Origin of the sequence: Dolichospermum circinale AWQC310F (genome assembly GCF_000426925.1) — a bacterium.
Classification (GTDB): Bacteria; Cyanobacteriota; Cyanobacteriia; order Cyanobacteriales; family Nostocaceae; genus Dolichospermum; species Dolichospermum circinale.
Genome location: NZ_KE384716.1, coordinates 1 through 21,022 on the forward strand (window position 1 = coordinate 1; position 21,022 = coordinate 21,022).

18 protein-coding genes and 1 tRNA gene are annotated in these 21,022 nt (G+C 38.4%); 12 read left to right on the forward strand and 7 right to left on the reverse strand.

Features of this window, described 5'->3' with window-relative positions; translation table 11 throughout:
* Positions 1-341: 341 nt before the first annotated feature.
* The 6 genes from ACIR310F_RS0119700 to ACIR310F_RS0119725 all read left to right on the forward strand — a co-directional run bounded on the left by ACIR310F_RS0119700 (position 342) and on the right by ACIR310F_RS0119725 (position 4,552).
* Positions 342-617, forward strand: coding sequence for a hypothetical protein (locus ACIR310F_RS0119700; RefSeq protein WP_028085308.1), 276 nt, complete (start codon positions 342-344; stop codon positions 615-617).
* A gap of 14 nt (positions 618-631) precedes the next feature.
* Positions 632-1,309 (forward strand): energy-coupling factor ABC transporter ATP-binding protein, encoded by a 678-nt coding sequence (locus tag ACIR310F_RS0119705; RefSeq protein WP_028085309.1) that lies wholly within the window; start codon positions 632-634, stop codon positions 1,307-1,309.
* 392 nt (positions 1,310-1,701) lie between these two features.
* Positions 1,702-2,250, forward strand: a complete 549-nt coding sequence (locus tag ACIR310F_RS0119710) for an NYN domain-containing protein (protein ID WP_028085310.1) — start codon at positions 1,702-1,704, stop codon at positions 2,248-2,250.
* 158 nt (positions 2,251-2,408) lie between these two features.
* Positions 2,409-2,480 (forward strand) — tRNA-Asn (locus tag ACIR310F_RS0119715).
* A gap of 462 nt (positions 2,481-2,942) precedes the next feature.
* On the forward strand, positions 2,943-3,419 hold the full coding sequence (locus tag ACIR310F_RS0119720; RefSeq protein WP_028085311.1) for a phosphate-starvation-inducible PsiE family protein: 477 nt from the start codon (positions 2,943-2,945) through the stop codon (positions 3,417-3,419).
* 203 nt (positions 3,420-3,622) lie between these two features.
* A complete protein-coding gene (locus ACIR310F_RS0119725) occupies positions 3,623-4,552 on the forward strand; it encodes a carbohydrate ABC transporter permease (RefSeq protein WP_028085312.1) in 930 nt (309 codons plus the stop codon).
* A gap of 525 nt (positions 4,553-5,077) precedes the next feature.
* Here the strand turns inward: ACIR310F_RS0119725 and ruvC are convergent.
* A complete protein-coding gene (ruvC, locus tag ACIR310F_RS0119735) occupies positions 5,078-5,569 on the reverse strand; it encodes a crossover junction endodeoxyribonuclease RuvC (RefSeq protein ID WP_028085313.1) in 492 nt (163 codons plus the stop codon).
* Between the two features lie 155 nt (positions 5,570-5,724).
* On the opposite strand from ruvC, the gene ACIR310F_RS0119740 reads away from it, so the two are divergent.
* Positions 5,725-7,101: a gluconeogenesis factor YvcK family protein gene (locus ACIR310F_RS0119740; protein WP_028085314.1), complete on the forward strand. Its 1,377-nt coding sequence runs from the start codon at positions 5,725-5,727 to the stop codon at positions 7,099-7,101.
* A 142-nt stretch (positions 7,102-7,243) separates the two neighbouring features.
* The gene (gene tsaE / locus ACIR310F_RS0119745) at positions 7,244-7,672 is read left to right on the forward strand and encodes a tRNA (adenosine(37)-N6)-threonylcarbamoyltransferase complex ATPase subunit type 1 TsaE (protein WP_028085315.1); all 429 of its coding nucleotides are present in this window, start codon (positions 7,244-7,246) and stop codon (positions 7,670-7,672) included.
* Positions 7,673-7,717: 45 nt separating this feature from the next.
* Here tsaE and ACIR310F_RS25885 read toward each other — a convergent pair whose 3' ends face one another.
* Positions 7,718-7,918 (reverse strand): hypothetical protein, encoded by a 201-nt coding sequence (locus ACIR310F_RS25885; protein ID WP_155963926.1) that lies wholly within the window; start codon positions 7,916-7,918, stop codon positions 7,718-7,720.
* 16 nt (positions 7,919-7,934) lie between these two features.
* Positions 7,935-9,254 (reverse strand): dihydroorotase, encoded by a 1,320-nt coding sequence (locus ACIR310F_RS0119750; protein ID WP_028085316.1) that lies wholly within the window; start codon positions 9,252-9,254, stop codon positions 7,935-7,937.
* 230 nt (positions 9,255-9,484) lie between these two features.
* Between ACIR310F_RS0119750 and lepB the strand changes: the two genes are divergently transcribed.
* From lepB to ACIR310F_RS0119765, 3 genes are all read left to right on the forward strand, one after another.
* A complete protein-coding gene (lepB, locus tag ACIR310F_RS0119755; RefSeq protein WP_028085317.1) occupies positions 9,485-10,141 on the forward strand; it encodes a signal peptidase I in 657 nt (218 codons plus the stop codon).
* Positions 10,142-10,336: 195 nt separating this feature from the next.
* A complete protein-coding gene (ldpA, locus tag ACIR310F_RS0119760; RefSeq protein ID WP_028085318.1) occupies positions 10,337-11,455 on the forward strand; it encodes a circadian clock protein LdpA in 1,119 nt (372 codons plus the stop codon).
* A 45-nt stretch (positions 11,456-11,500) separates the two neighbouring features.
* Positions 11,501-13,246, forward strand: coding sequence for a R3H domain-containing nucleic acid-binding protein (locus tag ACIR310F_RS0119765; protein WP_028085319.1), 1,746 nt, complete (start codon positions 11,501-11,503; stop codon positions 13,244-13,246).
* 332 nt (positions 13,247-13,578) lie between these two features.
* On the opposite strand, the gene sppA is transcribed toward ACIR310F_RS0119765, so the two are convergent.
* From sppA to purE, 3 genes are all read right to left on the reverse strand, one after another.
* Complete coding sequence (sppA, locus tag ACIR310F_RS0119770; protein ID WP_028085320.1) at positions 13,579-15,396, reverse strand: signal peptide peptidase SppA; 1,818 nt, start codon at positions 15,394-15,396, stop codon at positions 13,579-13,581.
* A 73-nt stretch (positions 15,397-15,469) separates the two neighbouring features.
* Entirely contained in the window at positions 15,470-16,519 is a 1,050-nt protein-coding gene (fni, locus tag ACIR310F_RS0119775) for a type 2 isopentenyl-diphosphate Delta-isomerase (RefSeq protein WP_028085321.1), read from the reverse strand.
* 82 nt (positions 16,520-16,601) lie between these two features.
* Positions 16,602-17,114, reverse strand: coding sequence for a 5-(carboxyamino)imidazole ribonucleotide mutase (purE, locus tag ACIR310F_RS0119780; protein WP_028085322.1), 513 nt, complete (start codon positions 17,112-17,114; stop codon positions 16,602-16,604).
* Between the two features lie 80 nt (positions 17,115-17,194).
* On the opposite strand from purE, the gene nagA reads away from it, so the two are divergent.
* On the forward strand, positions 17,195-18,343 hold the full coding sequence (nagA, locus tag ACIR310F_RS0119785; protein WP_051289767.1) for an N-acetylglucosamine-6-phosphate deacetylase: 1,149 nt from the start codon (positions 17,195-17,197) through the stop codon (positions 18,341-18,343).
* 556 nt (positions 18,344-18,899) lie between these two features.
* Here nagA and ACIR310F_RS0119790 read toward each other — a convergent pair.
* A complete protein-coding gene (locus ACIR310F_RS0119790) occupies positions 18,900-20,645 on the reverse strand; it encodes a bifunctional serine/threonine-protein kinase/formylglycine-generating enzyme family protein (protein ID WP_028085324.1) in 1,746 nt (581 codons plus the stop codon).
* Positions 20,646-21,022: the final 377 nt, after the last annotated feature.

Genomic DNA, 21,022 nt, shown 5'->3' on the forward strand with positions numbered 1-21,022 from the left:
GCGATCGCGCTTTAACCAGTCGTCTAATACGTCAAACCACCCTCTACTGGGGGCGCGTCCAACTGCGATAGTCATGAGAGTATATCTCCAAAATGTTTTATAAGTACGGATATTATGCGTATGTAAATGGCGAAAATTAGCCCTCTACATCAAAGTCAACCAGATTCTTAATCTAGTTTACAATTTTTTACGCTTTCTATCATAATAGGTGAAAATCTCTAATTTTGCTAGTGGACTAAAAAAATTTTATTTGGGGATTTGGAGATGCCGGAAACTAGGGAAGAAAATTCTTAACAACTGACGCTAGAATGGGTTCTACAGTGAAAATTGATTAGTTCTAAATGTTTACCATCGACTTAAGCATCAGAAATACTGCCTTCCCTATATCAGTACAACGTAAGTCTACTGAGGATGCCGAAGCGGTCTATCAACTGATTTTAGCGGCAATGCGTTCTGGAAACCCTGATATTGTGGAACTCAAGTGCGAAGGGAAAACAGAAAAAAAAATTGCTGTCCGTGCTAGTGAAATTTCAGGAGTCCAGATTGTGCAGAAGGATGGTCCAACTACCAGTAGTGGTAAAGCTCCCGGCTTTGCTGCTTTCACTACTGCTGAATAAACTAAGGTATAAACATGACAGCAGTAGGCATCGAAGTTAATAATTTAAACTTCTTTTGGCCTAATGGAGAGCAGGTAATCAAATCTTGCTCTCTTCAAGTACCTAAAGGGGAATTTTGGATGCTTTTGGGAACAAACGGTAGTGGTAAATCTACTCTATTGAGATTAATAGTAGGACTATTAACACCTCAATCTGGGCAAATTATGGTTTTACCCCCCGTAGGCTTTGTGTTCCAAAATCCTGATCATCAACTAGTTATGCCCACGGTTGGTGCTGATGTAGCTTTTGGATTGGTAGCGGAAAAGTTACTACCTAATGTAGTTAAAGCTAGGGTGGAAGAAGCTTTAGATGCAGTAAATTTACTGTCTTTAAAGCGACGACCTATTTATGCGCTTTCCGGTGGACAAAAACAAAGAGTAGCAATTGCTGGGGCGATCGCTCGGCACTGTCATCTGTTATTATTAGATGAACCCACTGCTTTATTAGATCCAGACAGTCAACTTGATTTAGTGGTTAGTGTGCGTAATTTAGTCAAAAGTCGCGGAATTACTGCTTTGTGGGTAACTCATCGCTTAGAAGAGTTAAATTATTGTGATGGTGCTTTTTTATTAGAGAAGGGTTGTTTAGTTGATACTGGTGAAGGACAACGTCTGAAACAGAGATTAATGCAAGGAAATCATCATTCATCCTAGACTCATCCTATATCTATCAAAAATCAATATCAATATTAATAAGGATGCTAATAAATTTTTAAATTCCCTTAGACACCACAAAAACAGTATTTAGCAAACCCTTAATAACCAGATACCACAATACAGAACGCTGTAAAGGTATCTGGTTTTTTAGTATGGTCAAACAGAAGCTTTTCCAGACTGGGAAAAACTATTGATTTCTCTAGATCAGGAATGGCAACAAGCCTGATATTGATAGGCATTTTCCTAATTATGACTTCTATCTTCAGGTTGAATTTTGACTGAAGGCGGGATTTTTTATTTTTTGTAACATAAAGTTACAAGCAATTCTTCATTTACTATAAGTCTTATGAATGATTTTTGTTAACTCTAGATAATTGTGATAAAAAACCATGCCTTCTTCCATCGTCCCAGCCGTGCTATTAGTAGACGGCTACAATATTATAGGTGCTTGGCCTTGCTTGAAAAAAACCCGTGACCATGTTGGGCTGGAAGCCGCACGGGGAGAGTTAGTAGCAGCCATGACTAATTATAGTGCCTTCCAAGGCTATGAAACTCAAGTTGTCTTTGATGCTCAATATCAAAACACCCCTAGCAACAGAGAAACCATTACAGAATTTTTAACAGTCTATTATACGGATTTTGGCCAGACCGCAGATACCTATATAGAAAAAACCTGTGCGTCTCTCCGTCACCAAATAGCCCAATCTTTAATTTCTCGCCTGATTGTCGCTACATCAGATCGAGCGCAGCAGTTAACGGTTCAGGGCTATGGTGCTGAATGGTTGTCAGCGCATCAACTATGTGGTGAAGTAGAAACTACAGTATGTAGGATGCGTCATAGGTATCAGTCCAAAAAACAACCTAAAAGTAGATTTCTGGCCAATGCCATTGATGCTAAAGCCAGAGAACGGTTGGCTGAACTCCGCATGGGATTATAAATTTCAAAATTCAAAAAACTCTGAACGTCATCAATAGAAAGGGTTTGGGGTATTTTAATCTGGATATTTTCCCAGCCACTAAAAAAAGTTCAAAAATTTTTTCAAAACCTCTTGCATTAATTTGAATTGTGGTTTATTATGATTAAAGTTAAGAGCTTTCCTCAGTAGCTCAGTGGTAGAGCGATCGACTGTTAATCGATTGGTCGCTGGTTCGAATCCGGCCTGGGGAGTTTAAATCAGGGGAAGTTTATTACCCCTGCAAAATTTTTAATTGACATACTGTTTAACTCCTAGTCGAAGGGTAAAGCAGTAATTTAATCATAGTTATTTATTTTCTTGTTTAAGCGTTTTTGTCAACTCTTGATTCAGACCATTGTACGTCCCCAGGTGCAAGAGAATGATAAGTTTTTCAAATCAGTCTTTTACAAAAAAAGGTAATCTCTATGTTTGTTGACAAAAATCCGGGTTAATTCTCAATATTATTGAGAATAATGTCAATAATCCCACGATTTTACTAGGGTATTGACATCTTGACTTTTTGTGGTAATATGAAGGTGTATGATTTTGCGCCTGTTTATGGCAAAGTAAGAGATTAACATGAGAAAGTTTTCCCAAATTAAATAAGAATCTATTAAGATTGGTTGAATGGTTAATCGTTAAAATAGATTTATCTATATTTTCTGAGAAATACCATGGCAAAGTGGATAATTATAGAAGTCAATAATTGGTTTAAACGTGATAGAATTGTTCGTAATTTAGAGATTTTTCAGGATATTATTGTTATTTCCCTGTGCGTGGGTTTATTTTGTGTCATGCTGATTCGACTAGGAGATATGTTTTTATCTTTTTTACGTCCCTTAGATATACGACAGGTAACATCTGACATTTTGTTTATTCTCATATTAGTAGAACTGTTTCGGTTGTTAGTTGATTATCTACAAGAACGAAGTATTTCCGTAGGTGCAGCGGTAGAAATTACTATAGTTTCCGCTTTGCGAGAAGTGATCTTACGTGGTGTATTAGAAATTCCCCTCAATCAACTTTTTGGACTTTCTATATTCCTATTAGTTTTAGCAGGAATTTTTCTAGCTTTACCTTGGATGACTACTTTATCAGAACAGATGAAAATTGGCAAACATCAAATAATTGAACTAGAACCAGAATCATAATTCTATTTGGAGAATGGGAAAAGAATCATTTTAGGACTTATACAGGAGTTAGGAATGAACCACGAAGAAGCAAAGAACACGAAGGAAAGAAGATTTCAGAGATATTTTGCATAGGTCTTAGATTTAATTAATTTCCTATTCTCTCATATAAGTTACAAATATAGCAGATTACAAATCAATATTCAACATCTACCACTAATTATATGCCTGAACTAACGCCAAAACAATGGTTTTTAATTAAACAGAAAACCACACCATATTTATTTTTATTACCCGCCTTAATTATTTTAGCATTCACAGTTTTTTATCCAGCAATTCAAGCCTTTTACCTGAGTTTTACCAGCTATGAAAATATAGGAGATATACCTCAGTGGATAGGTGGGAAAAATTTTCTGCGTTTATGGAAAGATACCGTTTTCTGGCAAACTTTAGAAAATACATTTTTGTATTTAGTTGGTGTTGTCCCAATTTTAGTATTTTTACCCCTGGTTTTAGCAATTTTGGTTAATCAGAAACTGCGGGGAATGAATTGGTTTAGAACAGCATATTATACACCAGTTGTAATTTCTATGGTAGTCGCAGGAATAGCCTGGAAATGGTTGTATGCAGAAACCGGACTACTTAATCAAATTCTCAAAACTCTAGGGATTTTTCCCGAAGGAATTCCCTGGTTAACAAGTCCAGATAAAATTTTAGGAATTGTTCCCATTTCCTTAGCTAGTGTCATGGCCGTAACAATTTGGAAAGGTTTAGGCTACTACATGGTAATTTATTTAGCGGGATTACAATCTATTCCCGCTGATATTTATGAAGCTGCTGCTATTGATGGTTCTGATAGCATTCGCAAACATTGGGATATTACTCTACCATTAATGAAACCTTATTTAGCCTTAGTAGCTGTAATTTCTTCCATTGCTGCTACAAAAGTTTTTGAAGAAGTTTATATTATGACTCAAGGTGGACCTCTCAACAGTTCCAAGACAATTGTTTATTATTTATATGAACAAGCATTTGGTAATTTAGAAATTAGCTATGCTTGTACTATTGGTTTGGTATTATTTTTAATAATTTTGATTTTGTCAGTTTTAAGATTAATTGTCAATCAACAAGATAGTAATGATTTTAATGTTTGATATTTAAAAATCCCATTATTTAAAAACTCAATATGACAAGGGAACAGGGAAAAGGTTTTGGGCAACTTTACTTTTCCTTACTTATGCCTGTTTTTTTCCGTTCATCTACTTAATATTTTTTTATATAATTAATATTTTTGTCAACTTACAAATTGCATTCAAGAAAAAACGCAATCAAATCAATAATTTACAGCAGCATTACCAATAATAAAATTAACCTTAACAGAAATTTTATATTGTTATACAATATTTTTGTTTTTTTATCCAATAACTAAAGATTTCAAAACAAATAGAATAGATGTTTAAACAATCCTTTTGGATAATGAAACAGTAAATATTGAAAATAAACTTAATTTAATTGAAAACTTTACTGAATTAAAACAAATTATTGAACTTATGAAAGCAAAAACTTAAACATTAACAAAAAACTAGATTTTTCAACTAATCTCTCTGCGCCTCTGCGCCTCTGCGTGAGACAAATTCATACTTTTATTTACAAACAGTAAAAACAGAATATATATATTATTATAACTGAAACGAAGCTGTCAAAGCCACCGCTAAAGCATCCGCAGCATCATCTGGACGAGGAATTTCATCTAAATCTAACTCGCGCATGACAGCTTCTTGTACTTCTGCTTTATCTGCCTTACCATAATTTGTTAAAGCCTGTTTAATTTGGGGAGGTGCAAATTCCACATAAGGAAGTTTACGTTGTCCTAAAACTAGCATTAACACACCTCTTGCTTGGGCAACAACAATAGTATTAGCCATACGATAAAAAAATAATTTTTCAATTGCAACTAAATCTGGTTGTATTTCTTCCATCAGAGTGTTTAAATCATCAAATAAAATACATAGTCTTTGACTCATTTCCATATCCGCATGAGTGCGAATGACACCAAAATCAATCAACTGTATCTTTATCTCCTGTGTTGTATTTGCACTTTTTTGCCAATTAATCGCTCCAAAACCCACAATTGCTAGTCCTGGATCTATTCCTAAAATCCGCTTTTCCATATAATTCTCTATGATGGTAATTTTCCTAACTGCTGAGTTTTTTTTCTTGCAAATATAAAGGAATTGATAATTCTGACAATTTCCCCTCTAGACTGGGGAGTCAATGATGTAAAGTTTTTGTTAAATATTGTTTGTATCAACAATCCCTATTAAGTATGTTCAGCGGTTTTTTCAAACGAGCGATTAATTCGCTACAATTACAATCCCATGGTCGCACTTCCCACCGCATTAACCAATGGTTTAAATGGTTATCTCCTGGGTTAGTGGTGAAACGCTGGTTACTCATCAGTGTTGGGGGTGTGGTGTTGGCTAGTTTGGGGTTGGCCATTTGGGTAAAATTAACCCCAATTTTTTGGATACTAGAATTTCTCACGGATCTTTTAGCATTTTTTGCGGACATTTTCCCCAACTATATCAGCGGTCCTTTACTCCTGCTATCTGGTGTTTTGTTGTTGTTGTGGGGACAATACCGCACTGTAGGTTCAATTACAGAAGTATTAAGACCAGAAGGTGACGAGGAGGAATTGATAGATGTTCTTTTAGCTCACCGTCGTTTATATCGAGGTCCCAAAATTGTTGTTATTGGTGGTGGTACGGGACTTTCTACTTTACTTCGAGGCTTGAAAACCTACAGTGCTAATATCACCGCTGTTGTTACTGTAGCAGATGATGGTGGTTCTTCGGGTAGATTACGGGAGGAATTTGGTGTTTTACCTCCTGGAGATATCCGCAATTGTTTAGCAGCATTAGCAGACGAGGAAAGATTGTTGACGGAATTATTTCAGTATCGTTTTCGTGCTGGAGATGGATTAACAGGCCACAGTTTTGGTAATTTATTTTTAACTGCTATGACTGATATTGCTGGAGATTTAGAACAGGCTATTGCTGCTAGTTCTCAAGTGTTAGCAGTGAGAGGACAAGTTTTACCTGCTACTCTTAGTGATGTCAGACTTTGGGCAGAATTGACAGACGGCCGACGCATTGAGGGTGAATCTAATATTCCCAAAGCTGAAGGAAAAATCGTCAAAATCGGTTGTATTCCTGAAAATCCCCCTGCATTACCCGCTGCAATTAAAGCTATTAAAGAAGCTGATTACATTATTATTGGACCTGGTAGTCTTTATACTAGCTTAATTCCTAATTTGTTAGTCAGAGAAATTGCTGATGCGATCGCTGCTACTGATATACCTCGCATTTATATCTGCAATATCATGACTCAACCAGGAGAAACTGATGGATATAGTGTTTCTGATCATATTCAAGCTATAGATAAAGCTTGTGACAATAAAAGATTATTTGATGCTGTGTTGGTTCATAAAAAAATACCCTCAGCCCAAGCACTCATTCGTTATGCTCAACAAAATGCCCACCCAGTTTTTTTAGATAGAGAAGCTGTTATTCAATTAGGACGGCGAATCATTCCTGCTAATATTTTATTTGAAGATGAAAATGGCGCTGTTCGTCATGACCCCCAAAAATTAGCTAAGGTTCTACTGAAATGGTATAGTGGAGCGCATCACAGTAAAAAGTAAGTCTTTAATTTGATGCTGTCATTGCTAATTAATAAAAATACATTCTGAATCAATAAACAATTGCTCACGTTTAAAAAACAATTACTCACGATTTAAAAACAATCGCTCACGATAAGCACCCATTAGAAATGACATAAGACAAATGACCACAATTTTTCTTCCAGACTTAGAAGCGACACAGCAATTAGGTATTACTTTTGGAAAAACCTTAAATGCGGGAAGTGTGATTTTATTGGAAGGTGATTTAGGTGCTGGTAAAACTACCTTAGTCCAAAGTATTGGTAAAGGTTTGGGAATAATTGACCCTATTGTTAGTCCTACTTTTACTCTAATTAATGAGTATACAGAAGGACGAATTCCGCTTTATCACTTAGATTTATACCGTCTTGAAACTCATGAAGTGATAGGTTTAAACCTAGAAAGTTACTGGGAAGGAATAGAAGTCACACCGGGAATTGTAGCAATTGAGTGGGCTGAACGAATGCCTTATTTACCAGATAGTTATTTGAAGATACGTTTAAACCATGGTGAAAATGGTCAACGTCAGGCCGAAATTACCAAAATAAACTGACAGAGGCAACAGGCAAGAGGCAAGAAAAAAATAAATATCTCCCTCTTACCTATTACCTGACCGCTGACAACGGACAACTATCAACTGACAACGGACAACTGACAACGGACAACGGACAACGGACAACGGACAACGGACAACGGACAACGGACAACTGACAACGGACAACTGACAACTATCAACTGACAACTGACCACTGACAACTATCAACTGACCACTGACCACTGACAAATGACAATTGACCACTGACCACTGACTAAAACTATAAAAAAGTCAAAGCTTGTCCGCGAATTTGGGTATTTACCCGACCATGATCATAAACAATTTCACCACCGACAATAGTTGTTACAGGCCAACCCGTCAAATTCCAACCTTCAAAAGAACTCCAACCACACTTACTTAAAACTTCTTCCCGTTTAACTTCCCGGTAATTTTTTAAATCTACCAAAACTAAATCAGCATCATAACCAGGAGAAATTTCTCCCTTATTGGGGATACCATAGGCTACAGCTACCGCTTTAGACATCCATTGGACAACTTGAGCAACAGTACATTTTCCTGTCATAGCAGCGGTTAACATTAAAGGTAAAGAAGTTTCTACACCAGGCATTCCCGAAGGCGTGTTAGGGTAAGTTTGGGCTTTTTCTGCTAAAGTGTGGGGGGCGTGGTCTGTAGCGATAAAATCAATGATACCATCCCGTAAAGCTTGCCAGAGAACTTCATTATCGTGGGGCGATCGCAAAGGGGGATTCATTTGTGCTAAACTGCCAATATTTGTGTATGCACTAGTATTTAAAAGCAAATGTTGGGGTGTGACCTCCGCTGTCACCCAACTGGGTTTATCATGACGTAGTAACTCCGCTTCCTCTGCTGTTGACATATGTAAAATATGCAAGCGGCGCTGATATTTTTTAGAGAGTTTTAACGCCAATTGGGTAGCTAACAAAGCGGCTTGATTATCTTGAATTTGGGAATGAATAGCCGGATCTTCAATACCCGCAAACTCTTGTTTGCGTTGGTTAATTCTAGCTTGGTCTTCGGCATGAACAGCAATTAAACGATTTCCCTGGGCAAAAATCGCCTCTAGTACCTCCTCCTGGCTTACCAATAACTGTCCGTGCATTGACCCCATAAACACCTTAATTCCTGGTGTCGGACTAGCAGAAAGTAAATCTGGTAAATTGTCTCCCGTAGCCCCAATAAAAAAGCCATAATTAACTAAACACTTACTAGCAGCCCGTTGTAACTTGTCATCTAAAGCCGACTGACTAATGGTTAAAGGTCTTGTATTCGGCATTTCTAGAAAGGAGGTGACACCCCCCTTAGCACAAGCACAACTAGCCGTAAACAAGTCTTCCTTGTGTTCTAAACCTGGTTCGCGGAAATGCACCTGGGGGTCAATTACTCCCGGCAACAAAGTTAAACCCCGTGCGTCAATTTCATGAGTAGGAGAAGCATTAGTAATTTCTTGACCTAACTGGACTATTTGTCTTCCCTGAGTCAAGACATCCCCAATCATTGACTCACCATTAGGTAGAATAATTTCAGCATGACGAATCAGTAAACTTTGCGTAGTTGACATGGATGTAAAATTTTTAAGTATTTATTTATGGATCATAGATAACTTTTTCTTGAATAGGTTTATTGTCAAGTCAAGTCAGCTAAAAACCTGATTGTTTGTGGTTGAACACAGGAAAATACTAGATTTTTGATTTTATTTACCTACCATTTGTCCCATCTCGTTAAAATTGATAATATCAAGTTTCTCTGTCTGATTTCCATACTAGTCTGTTAATACACTTCAACAATTTCATGCAAAATCAAGCGTCTGATCAAAACTCTAGCCAAAAACCTGATAATTCCTGGATAGTAGAGCTAAGTAAAACGATGATCTTGAGTGTCTTTTTGGCTCTGGGAATTCGTACCTTTGTCGCTGAAGCCCGTTGGATTCCTTCTGGCTCTATGGAACCAACTTTACATGGTGTCCAGGACCAATGGAAAGCGGATAAGATTATCGTGGATAAGGTAAAGTATAAATTTGCTAACCCCCAGCGCGGAGATATAGTAGTATTTTCACCACCAGAAACAATACAGAATAATCCTAAACGGGAAGCATTTATTAAAAGAGTAATTGGTTTACCCGGTGAAAAAGTAGAACTTAGGGCTGGCAAAGTATATATTAATAGCCAGCCTTTACAGGAAAATCTTTATCTATCTTCTTCTGTGCGGACATTCGTTGAAGCTTGCAGTAGCACAGGTCCCCAGCCTCCTTTCTTGGCTAAACCCGAAGTTATCCCCCCAAATTCCTACTTAATGTTAGGTGATAACCGAGGTAGTAGTTATGATGGACGTTGTTGGGGCGTTGTTCCCCGTGATCATATTATTGGTCAGGCTGTAGTTCGTTTCTGGCCACTCAACAAAATTGGACCAATTGATCAAAGTCCTGTTTATCCATCTGCAAAACCATGAAATGATACCATATAAAGTCATATAAAGGAAGTTAGAAGGCGGGAAAACCCGCCCCCACAGAAGTCAAGCTAAGGCTACCTGGGCTATCAATACATATTTTGTATTTATTGTCAAGGCATAAATCCTATTACTAATCAAATCAATTTTCTTGATTACAGCCTGCAATTTATAGTCGAATCAAAGCATAATGGAAGTGTGACTGATTTATTAGCCCCTTTACAATCCCTAAAACAAGGTAACTGGTTCAAATTAATTTGCGGAGCCAGTTTCCAACACCTTGCTATGGTCAGAAATTTAACATTGGCCTACACTTTGGCCGGTGCTGACTGTATAGATGTAGCAGCCGATACGGCGGTCATTGCCGCTACTCAAGAAGCTTTAATGGTAGCCAAGAGTTTAGCCAAGGTTGCCCAGAAGCGAGGCTTTGCCTTTACAGGTAATTTGCCCTTGTTAATGGTCAGCGTCAATGATGGTGAAGATCCCCATTTTAGAAAAGCTGAGTTTAATTCTCAACACTGTCCCAGTGATTGTCTTAAACCATGTGAGAAAATTTGTCCAGCCCAGGCAATTTTATTTAACAATACCAAAGATGAGCTATCGGGAGTAATTAGAGAAAAATGTTATGGCTGTGGCCGTTGCGTTCCCATCTGTCCCTATGGGATAATTTATACAAAATCTTATGTGTCAACCCTAGGGGAGGTTGCACCATTGATCATGTCCATGGGAATAGATGCTGTAGAAATTCATACTCAAGTAGGGCGGTTGGCAGAATTTCAACGCTTATGGGCCGCAATGACACCTTGGGTAGATAAATTAAAGTTAGTCGCCATCAGTTGTAATGATGGAGAAGGACTAATTGATTACCTAAAAGCAATTTACGATTTAATTGTCCCCCGTCCGCAGTTCTTAATTTGGCAAACTGACGGCCGTTCCATGAGTGGTGATATTGGTGATGGTACAACCATAGCCACTGTGAAATTAGGACAGAAAGTTTTGACAGCAAACCTACCGGGATATGTGCAGTTAGCAGGTGGCACTAATAGCTATACTGTTCCTAAATTGCAGGGTATGGGACTACTGAATGATTTTGGATGCCAAGATCACAATCCCAAATCGAAAATAGCTGGGGTTGCCTATGGTAGCTATGCCCGTGTATTGCTGTCATCTATTCTTGACCAGTTAGAAAATAAGGAGGTGGTTAACACTGATATTCAAGGTAACAGCCGCTTGGAAGCTAGACCGGAATTACTTTGGGAGGCTGTAAGGCTGGCCCATACTCTCGTTTCCCAGATTAAGTCTGGGCGTTTACGCTAATCACTCCAACCATATCTCTAAAAACGTCAGTCACCAATTATTGCCATGACGATTACAGAAGATCTCCACAAGTTGTTAGACATTTTACCCCAGAACCTCCAACAAAAACTAGAGAATCACCCTCAAGGACATAATTTAGTTGAGGTAGTTTTGGATTTAGGTCGTCGTCCAGAAGCTCGGTTTCCCCATGGAGCGGAGTATCTGAGCGAAACACCGGTCACTCAAGCACAGATAGATGATTGTATACAAAGAGTTGGAAATTTTGGCGGGGATAATCGGGCAGGAATCGAGCAAACTTTACATCGCATCAGTGCTATCCGCAACCGTAGTGGTAAGATTATCGGTTTAACCTGTCGTGTCGGCCGGGCGGTATTCGGAACAATTGCCATGATCCGCGATTTGGTGGAAACTGGTCAATCAATTCTGATGCTAGGTCGTCCCGGTGTTGGTAAAACCACGGCTTTAAGGGAAATTGCCCGCGTGTTGGCCGATGACTTAAATAAGCGAGTGGTGATTATTGACACATCTAATGAAATCGCTGGAGATGGTGATGTTGCTCACCCTGCCATTGGTCGGGCCAGACGAATGCAAGTTTCTCAGCCAGAATTACAACATCAAGTCATGATTGAGGCTGTGGAAAACCATATGCCAGAGGTGATTGTGATTGATGAAATTGGCACGGAATTGGAAGCTTTAGCAGCCCGTACTATTGCGGAAAGAGGGGTACAATTAGTGGGAACTGCCCACGGTAATCAGATTGAAAATTTGATTAAAAATCCGACTCTATCTGATTTGGTGGGGGGTATTCAGGCTGTTACTTTGGGAGATGATGAGGCTAGACGACGTGGTTCGCAAAAAACGGTTTTAGAACGCAAAGCTCCGCCTACTTTTGACATTGCTGTGGAAATGTTAGAACGACAACGCTGGGTAGTTCATGACTGTGTGGCTGATACGGTTGATACTTTGTTACGTGGTCGTCAACCTAACCCACAAACTAGAACCGTTGATGATCATGGTAAGGTGGGTATTGCTAGACAGTTGGCTGTGGTCAATGGTGGTAATGGTAATGGTAATGGCCACGTGACTAATGTGGAAGAGTCTTTCTTGGCTGCTAAACCCAATGGTTGGCGTTCTTCTGGACAAATGGTGGCTTTACCACCTTTATCTATGGAAAGGGAAAGACCGACGGGAGGCGGCGAATTTGACCGCTTGTTAGATGAATCTTTCAATTACTCAGAAAGTATTAATTTTCCTAGCCGTAAACCAGCAGGCCCAAATGGGGAAGATTTGCCATTACATATTTACCCTTATGGGGTGAGTCGTGATCAACTTGAACAGGTAATTAATGTGTTAACTTTGCCTGTGGTATTGACAAAAGACCTAGATAGTGCTGATGCTATTTTAGCTTTGCGATCGCACGTCAAGAACCACGCTAAGTTACGACAAATGGCTAAAGCCCGTCATTTACCGATGTTCATGATTAAGTCCAGTACAATTCCCCAAATTACTCGCAGTTTACGCCGACTACTGAATCTGGATGATCCAGATATTGGCGATAACAGAGAGTTACAATTGTTACTACACAACGGTAGTGATGATGAAATGGACGCTTTGGAGGAAGCTAGACTTGCTGTAGAGCAGATTGTTATTCCTAAAGGTCAACCTGTGGAGTTACTACCCCGTTCTTCCCAAGTGCGGAAAATGCAGCATGAGTTAGTAGAACATTATCGCCTCAAATCCGATAGTTTTGGCGATGAACCAAATCGGCGGTTAAGAATTTATCCAGCTTAATTTCTTGACCAAAAATTTTAGATTTTAGATTTTAGATTGGGAATTTTCGGTACAAGCCCGGTCCATTGAGGACGGAACTAATCCAATGTTTTACCAATCTAAAATCTATTCACAAATCTACTCACATTTCCTCCCCTGGTGAATCCAGGAGTTTTTCATTCTCCAAAATTTAGGAGAAGGAAAGAGCAAAACTTTTACTTTCATTGTCTCTTTCTTTTGTCTTTAAAATATCAGCGTTCCCCATTCCCTGTTCCCTGTTCCCTGTTCCCTGTTCCCTGTTCCCTGTTCCCTGTTCCCTGTTCCCTGTGAATGGGAATTGCTATAACGATTTCTTATTCAACTTTTAAGTTGACAGGTAAGCGGGTATAAATCCCTTGGGGATCATTCATTGTTTGTAAAATCTTGATTTCTTGTTGAAATTTTCCCAACTCATTTATTAACGGGTTATTACTTTTAATTTCAGTTTTTTCTATTCCTAATTTGGCTTTTGTTTCATCTAATTTTTTCCCAAAAAATCTTTCTCCCCAGCTACCAACTTGGGGATATTCTTGTAATTCCCAATTATTACCTAATTTTGCTTGTTTAGCTGCATATTCAATGGCTACATTTAACCCACCAATTTCATCAACTAACCCGATTTGTTTGGCTGCTGTTCCTGACCAAACTCGTCCTTGAGCAATTTCTGCGACTTTTGCAGTTGATAGTTTTCTTCCTTGGGAAACTTTCTGCAAAAATAAATTATAAATACGGTCAACACTGCGTTGGTAAACTTCTAATTCTTGGGGTGATTTAGGACGAGAAATAGTTTGTTGATCTGCATATTCGGATGTTTTTACAGTATCCCAAGTAATGCCATTATTATTACCCAATTTTTGACCATTAAATAATACGCCAAATACGCCAATAGAACCTGTAATAGTATTAGGTTCTGCAAAAATTCGGTTGGAGTCACTAGCAATCCAATAACCACCAGAAGCAGCTACATCTCCCATGGAAACAATCACGGGTTTAATTTGACGAGTTAATTTGATTTCTCTTTGCATGATTTCCGCTGCTGTAGCACTACCACCAGGGCTATTAATTCGCAAAACTACAGCTTTTATTTGACTATTTTCCCTGATTTTACTGAATATTTTAGCAAAGCGATCGCCCCCAATTTCTCCATCATTACCACTACCATTGACTATTTCTCCTTCTGCATAAACTACAGCAATTTTATGATCTGAATCTACAGATTCTCCTGGAACTTCTGCATAATCACCCAAACTAATTTTTGTCAATTTTTGATCTTTTTCTGGCTGACCGGTTAATTTTTTCAAATCTGTGAATACTTGATCTTGATAAGCAGTCTTGTCTACTAAACCATTTGTTTGTGCTGCTGTAGCTTCTAAAATTGGTTGATTATTAGCGATCGCTTGTAACTTTTGCGGCTGTATATTTCGGCTTTTACCTACGGCTCGCCGCCATTCTCCCCAAATATCATCTAACAATTTTTGAGTTTGTTCCCGATTTTCTGGGCTGAGTTTATCCAGAATCAAAGGTTCTACAGCACCCTTAAATTTACCTACACGCACAGTCTGCACACCAATACCGTACTTTTGCAATGCTCCCGCTAAAAACATTGGTTGCGAACTTAAACCGTTCATTTCCATTGCCCCCATGGGATTAACTACGATTTGATTCGCTACTGAACTTAGATAATATTCTCTCTCATTCCAGTCTGTACTATAGGCAATAATTTTTTTACCTGTCTTACGGAATTTTTCTAGCGCTTGACGCATTTCCCTCAAGGAAGCATAACCAACCTCACTACTAGCATTACTTCCATCTATGTAAATACCCACAATACGTTGATCACGTCCTGCTTTGTCTAAAGTCTCCACAACTTTACGGAGTGTAATACTATTTTCATTCCTACCACTGAGAGTTTTTTGTAATAATTCATCAGAATTAGGTTCACTATCAGTGATTTTCATAGACAAGTCAAATACTAACACCGACTTATCTTTGACTGTTGGTCCTGAATTTTGGGAACTAGCAACCGCAATTAATATCAGCAAAAATCCTAATGTACTGAGTCCAGAAAAAATCGTCAGTCCCAGTAAATTGCCAATTAAACTTGCTAAAGTTTGTTTAATAAAGTTATTCATGGGTTATTACTTATTAGCTATTAGTTATCGGTCTGTTACCACTTATCCGTTGTCAGTGGTAACAATCATCTTTCTATTTTATCCGCTGTAAACTGTGTGATTGCTTTAATTTATACAAACTTTTACTACTAGTACAAAATAACACAGTAGTTATTTCCGCAATTAATACCTCCGTTAATTCTACCACAGCCGCCTCCGATGTTGCCGCTGCCTTGAGGAAGGGCATTGCCAAACCAGCAAGATCAGCCCCCAGAGCGATGACTTTAGCTACATCTAACCCATGACGCAAACCCCCAGAAGCAATTAAAGGAATATGGGGATCATACTCCCGAATACTGGTGATACAATCTGCCGTAGGTATACCCCAATCCCCAAATGTTCGCCCCAAACGCCGCTGTAAGGACGTTTCTGCCCTTTCGCTTTCCACCAAAGCCCAGGAAGTACCACCTGCACCAGCAACATCAATGGCTGTGACTCCCGCAGCTATCAGTTTTTCTGCCATTGTCGCCGAAATTCCATTACCTACTTCCTTGGCAATTACGGGGACAGGTAATTTACTGCATAATTTGGCAATTTTGTCAAGCAATCCCCTAAAATTAGTATCACCCCTGGGTTGAATAAACTCCTGTAAAGGATTAATATGTAGAATGAGGGCATCAGCCGCAGTTAAATCAATAATTCGCAAACATTCATCTAGACCATATTCGTAATTCAGCTGTACCGCCCCTAAATTAGCAAACAGGAGAATATCAGGGGCGTACTTACGCACAGCGAAAGTATCCGCAACTTGAGGTTTTTCCACCGCCACCCGGACAGAGCCTACACCCATTGCTAACTTGTATTGTTGGGCTACTTCCGCAAGACGACGGTTAATAATTCCCGCTTGTTCTGTTCCCCCAGTCATAGAGGAAATTAATAACGGTGCATTTAAGTATTTTCCCATAAAATTCGTACTCAGATCAATATCTTGATCATTAAGTTCTGGTAAGCAAACATGAGTAAAGCGATAGTTTTCTAAACCAGTCGTGATTTTTGAACATTCAACATTATCTTCTAAACAGATACGGATATGATCTGCTTTGCGATTTTGAGTTTGGGCTGGAGTGTTGATAGAAGGGTTCACAGTTTAATATGGAATTATGTTAATATTTACATCTTTCACCAAGCCAAAGCAATTATCCTATCAGTCCTAGATATCTGAATATCTATTGTTGCAAATACTCTGCATATCCAAGCTGATCTAGTTTAGCTTGTTTTTCCATCACCGAATTACAGAGACTTTGGCGATAAGCCACAACTTTTTGTAATAACTCCGGTTGCTGGGTAGCGAGAATTTGTACAGCCAAAAGTCCAGCATTTTTCCCATTCCCAATGCCAACGGTGGCGACAGGTATTCCTGCTGGCATTTGTACTATAGAATATAAAGAATCCACACCTTGTAAATTCCGAGTCGAAACCGGGACACCAATTACAGGTAAAGGAGTTAAAGATGCTACCATACCAGGAAGATGAGCCGCACCACCAGCACCAGCAATGATCACTTTCATACCCCTTTGATGTGCAGTTTTCGCATATTCTACCATCCGTTCTGGGGTACGATGGGCAGAGACAATAGCAACTTCACATAGAATACCAAATTCTTCACAAATAGCGATCGCCTCTTTCATAGTAGGTAAATCAGAATCGCTACCCATAATAATACCAATTTCTACACTCATAATAATTAGGGATTGGGGACTGGAGATGAGGGCATATATTTCCTATTAATGACCAATGACTAATAACTAAAATAACACCCATGCCGGCAAACATAAACATTATTAACGCAAAAGTACCCGGTTATCAAGATCTACAAAGAATCTTAGTTAATCAAGAAGGCATAATTGACAGCATTATGCCCATGAATACAGCATGGCAAGATATTCTACCACAACATCTGCTTTTAGATGTGGCTGGAGACTGGATTTCTTTAGGTGGTGTGGACTTACAAATCAATGGTGGACTAGGATTAGCCTTTCCCGAATTAACATTAGAAAATTCCCATAATTTAGCAAAAATATCCTCATTTTTATGGTTAGCAGGAGTTGATGCTTATTTACCAACTTTAGTTACCACCTCTATCGAAAATCTTCACCGCTCCCTCGCCATTCTCACTGATTATACCTCAAATTCCCCAAATTCTGCACAAATTCTCGGAGTTCATTTAGAAGGACCATTCTTAAACTACTACAAACGCGGCGCACATCCATCCGAGTATTTACTCCCCCTTACCATAGACCAAATTAAACGAGTATTAGGAGACTATGCTCCCATAGTCAAACTCATTACCCTCGCACCAGAGTTAGACACCACAGGAAAAGTCATCCCTTATTTGCGTTCCCTGGGAATTACCGTCAGTTTAGGACATTCACAAGCTACCGCAGCCGAATCACAACAGGCTTTTGCTCAAGGTGCTACAATGATAACACACGCTTTTAACGCCATGCCACCCCTACACCACCGCGAACCAGGTTTATTAGGTGCAGCAATCAATGATTCTCGTATATTTTGTGGCTTTATTGCTGATGGTCAGCACGTTAATCCAATGATTCTTAAAATTCTTTTGCGTGCTAGTAAAAGCTTATTTATCGTCAGTGACGCTCTTGCACCTCTAGGATTACCAGACGGTATCTATCCCTGGGATAACCGACAAATTGAAGTGATCAATGGTACAGCCAGACTACAAGATGGGACTTTAACGGGAACAACTCTACCCTTATTAGTAGGAGTACAAAATCTCGTAAAATGGCAAGTTTGTGACATAGAAAAAGCAATTAATTTAGCCACAGATGCACCTAGAAAGGCTATTGATTTACCAACATTTTCCCCTAAACAACCCGCTCATTTATTGCGCTGGAACTACGATCCCGTTGGAAAAGAACTCTCGTGGAAACGTCTAACTTTGTGAATCTGAATTTATCATATTTTTTATGGGATTTTTAGCTCCCCGACTTTCTCATACCCCAATATGAAAAATCTCCGTCAAACCCCTTGACAAAATTCTGGGTTTCGATTATAGTTATGTTAATGGTAGAAAAGTGTCCGCCCATATATATTAAGTTACATTCCCCCTTGACAAAATTCTAGGTTTCGAGGGGTTGCTGAATTGAGGTATGAAATTGGAAAATCAAAAAAATGAAACTCTTACTCTCCGCGCCTTTGCGCCTCTGCGTGCAATAAAATCATACTCTTAATCAGCAACGTCTGGGTTATATTAAGTTTCATTCCCCTTAAATAGAAATCGCAGGTATTTGTAATTTTGACAAACCCCTTGACAAAATTATGAGTTTTGATTATAGTTATGTTATAGGTAGGAAAGTATGCGCCCATATATATAGAGGGATTACAGAGAGATTTGTTATTTCCCTGTCCTTGAGATCATAAAAGACAACCAATTTATCGCAAGATATGGAAAATCAGAGAAACAGTAACAGGAGAAAAACCACAGAACATAGATAGAATAACTACTTTTCGGAAGACAATAAAACCCGAAATCCATAATAGTGATGACGAGCATTATGCAAATCTTGGTTACGCATTGAACAACGACAACAGCCAGCGAAATATAGCCACGCACCACCACGAATTACTTTAGACTCTCCAACAGGACTAATCAAAGCCTCACCATTTGTAGGCGCGTTTATATAATTTTCTTTCCAGTCATCTTCGCACCACTCCCATACATTACCGTGCATATCATACAAACCAAAAGCGTTAGGGGGGAAAGTTCCTACATCTATAGTTTGTTGACGATATTCCCCTTTTTGTGCAGCAGCATAGGAATAGTTGCCATCATAATTTACCAAATTCGGGGTAATACTTTGACCAAAATAAAAAGGTGTCATTGTCCCCGCTCGACAAGCATACTCCCATTGTGCTTCACTGGGCAACTTATAGTTTTTACCTGTGTTTTGGCTTAACCGTTGACAGAACTCAACTGCATCATCCCAACTTACCTTTTCAACAGGACGATTATCGCCCTTGAAGTGAGAAGGATTATAGCCCATGATAGATTGATATTGTGCCTGTGTCAAGGGGTATTTAGCGATAAAAAAACTTTTAACAGTAACTTGATGTCGGGGACCTTCGCTATTTGTTCTTCCCGCTTCATTTTCTGATGAACCCATGTAAAATGTGCCAGAGGGTATTTCTACCATTTCCAACATCACACCATTTCCCAAATCTTCCGTAAAGTATCTGGCTGCATGGTTGCGTTTGTTGATAATCTTACCATAGGCGTTGGTAGTGACAGTTTCAAAATGGAAAATTTTTAGATGATTGTCAATGGGGTTTTGAGAAATTGGCAGACTTTGGTTTTCTTCTTTAATTCCTAACAGTATAAACCATTCTTCTATTGATTGAGGACGTTTTTGATAATCTAATTCCATTCCTTTGAGAATAGCGTCATTCACTTTTTGGGTAATATCAGCATTGTATTTTTGAGGTGGTTCTAGAGCAATTTTCATATCTAACATAATCTTAGCATTTAGATAAGTGCTAGGTAGAGGAATGAAAGGGGGTTTCTGAACTGCAATAATTACATACAATGTCGCTGCTAAAGCATAAATATCTAAAGCAGGAGTGAAATTACTTGTATTTTCAAATTGTTCAGGAGGTGCAAAAACAGGAGTTTTCGCATTGGTTAAACTCGTTAATTCAGCAAAATTGACTTCTCTGGCTAAACCAAAATCAATTAAAATAGCTTTATTGTCAGATTCTCGGAGTAAAATATTCGCAGGTTTGATATCTCTGTGGAGATAATTACGACTATGAATATAAATTAAAGCCTCTCCAATTTGTTTGATAATTTCTAAACCCGCACTCTCGCTAAAAACACCATCTGCGCGTAAACATTGTTCTAAATTTCTACCTTTCACATATTCCATAACCATACAAGATAAACCATTTTCTTGAAACAGTTCAGGATAAACATTAACAATATGAGGATGATTAAAGGTAGCTAAAACCATCGCTTCAGTATTGAATTTATCCTGTTCTTCAGTTAAGAAATTCGCAAAACCTTCTGTACTTCCATATCTATCTCTATAGCGTTGTTGCAAAAAAAGAATATTGAGACTTTTGATAGCTACTTGTGTTTTGCGTTTATGATCTTGCGCTAGATAAGTAACACCAAATCCTCCTTGTCCCAAAATATCAATAATTTCGTATTGTCCTTTTTTTAGTTGTTGTCCTGGAGTAAAATAACTCATAATTAACCATCATTAATGTAATTTCTCAAGATCTGTTATTACAGATTCCTAATCAGTAAGAAAATCAGACACAGTTTTTTGACAATATATCATATTACAGTGAGATTTATCCCAATATCCCCCTTGAGAATATAGAAATTTCAGTAAAAACGAAAAAACGCCAAAAAAAAGGTTTTATGGTGTTGACAAAGAACTTTGAATATGTTATCCTTATCTTGATAAGGAAGAACTATCTCCAATTAATTTCTGATTTGTATAGGTAAGTGAACTATCTAGTCAGTCAGACACAGTTTTTTGACAATATATCATAATTACAGTGAGATTTATCCCAATATCCCCCTTGAGAATATAGAAATTTCAGTAAAAACGAAAAAACG

What these genes read in the sequence shown, in the direction of transcription:
- ACIR310F_RS0119700 (WP_028085308.1), top strand. Translation starts at nt 342, where the DNA reads ATGTTTACCATCGACTTAAGCATCAGAAATACTGCCTTCCCTATATCA.
- ACIR310F_RS0119705 (WP_028085309.1), top strand. Translation starts at nt 632, where the DNA reads ATGACAGCAGTAGGCATCGAAGTTAATAATTTAAACTTCTTTTGGCCT.
- ACIR310F_RS0119710 (WP_028085310.1), top strand. Translation starts at nt 1,702, where the DNA reads ATGCCTTCTTCCATCGTCCCAGCCGTGCTATTAGTAGACGGCTACAAT.
- ACIR310F_RS0119720 (WP_028085311.1), top strand. Translation starts at nt 2,943, where the DNA reads ATGGCAAAGTGGATAATTATAGAAGTCAATAATTGGTTTAAACGTGAT.
- ACIR310F_RS0119725 (WP_028085312.1), top strand. Translation starts at nt 3,623, where the DNA reads ATGCCTGAACTAACGCCAAAACAATGGTTTTTAATTAAACAGAAAACC.
- ruvC (WP_028085313.1), bottom strand. Translation starts at nt 5,569, where the DNA reads ATGGAAAAGCGGATTTTAGGAATAGATCCAGGACTAGCAATTGTGGGT.
- ACIR310F_RS0119740 (WP_028085314.1), top strand. Translation starts at nt 5,725, where the DNA reads ATGTTCAGCGGTTTTTTCAAACGAGCGATTAATTCGCTACAATTACAA.
- tsaE (WP_028085315.1), top strand. Translation starts at nt 7,244, where the DNA reads ATGACCACAATTTTTCTTCCAGACTTAGAAGCGACACAGCAATTAGGT.
- ACIR310F_RS0119750 (WP_028085316.1), bottom strand. Translation starts at nt 9,254, where the DNA reads ATGTCAACTACGCAAAGTTTACTGATTCGTCATGCTGAAATTATTCTA.
- lepB (WP_028085317.1), top strand. Translation starts at nt 9,485, where the DNA reads ATGCAAAATCAAGCGTCTGATCAAAACTCTAGCCAAAAACCTGATAAT.
- ACIR310F_RS0119765 (WP_028085319.1), top strand. Translation starts at nt 11,501, where the DNA reads ATGACGATTACAGAAGATCTCCACAAGTTGTTAGACATTTTACCCCAG.
- sppA (WP_028085320.1), bottom strand. Translation starts at nt 15,396, where the DNA reads ATGAATAACTTTATTAAACAAACTTTAGCAAGTTTAATTGGCAATTTA.
- purE (WP_028085322.1), bottom strand. Translation starts at nt 17,114, where the DNA reads ATGAGTGTAGAAATTGGTATTATTATGGGTAGCGATTCTGATTTACCT.
- nagA (WP_051289767.1), top strand. Translation starts at nt 17,195, where the DNA reads ATGCCGGCAAACATAAACATTATTAACGCAAAAGTACCCGGTTATCAA.
- ACIR310F_RS0119790 (WP_028085324.1), bottom strand. Translation starts at nt 20,645, where the DNA reads ATGAGTTATTTTACTCCAGGACAACAACTAAAAAAAGGACAATACGAA.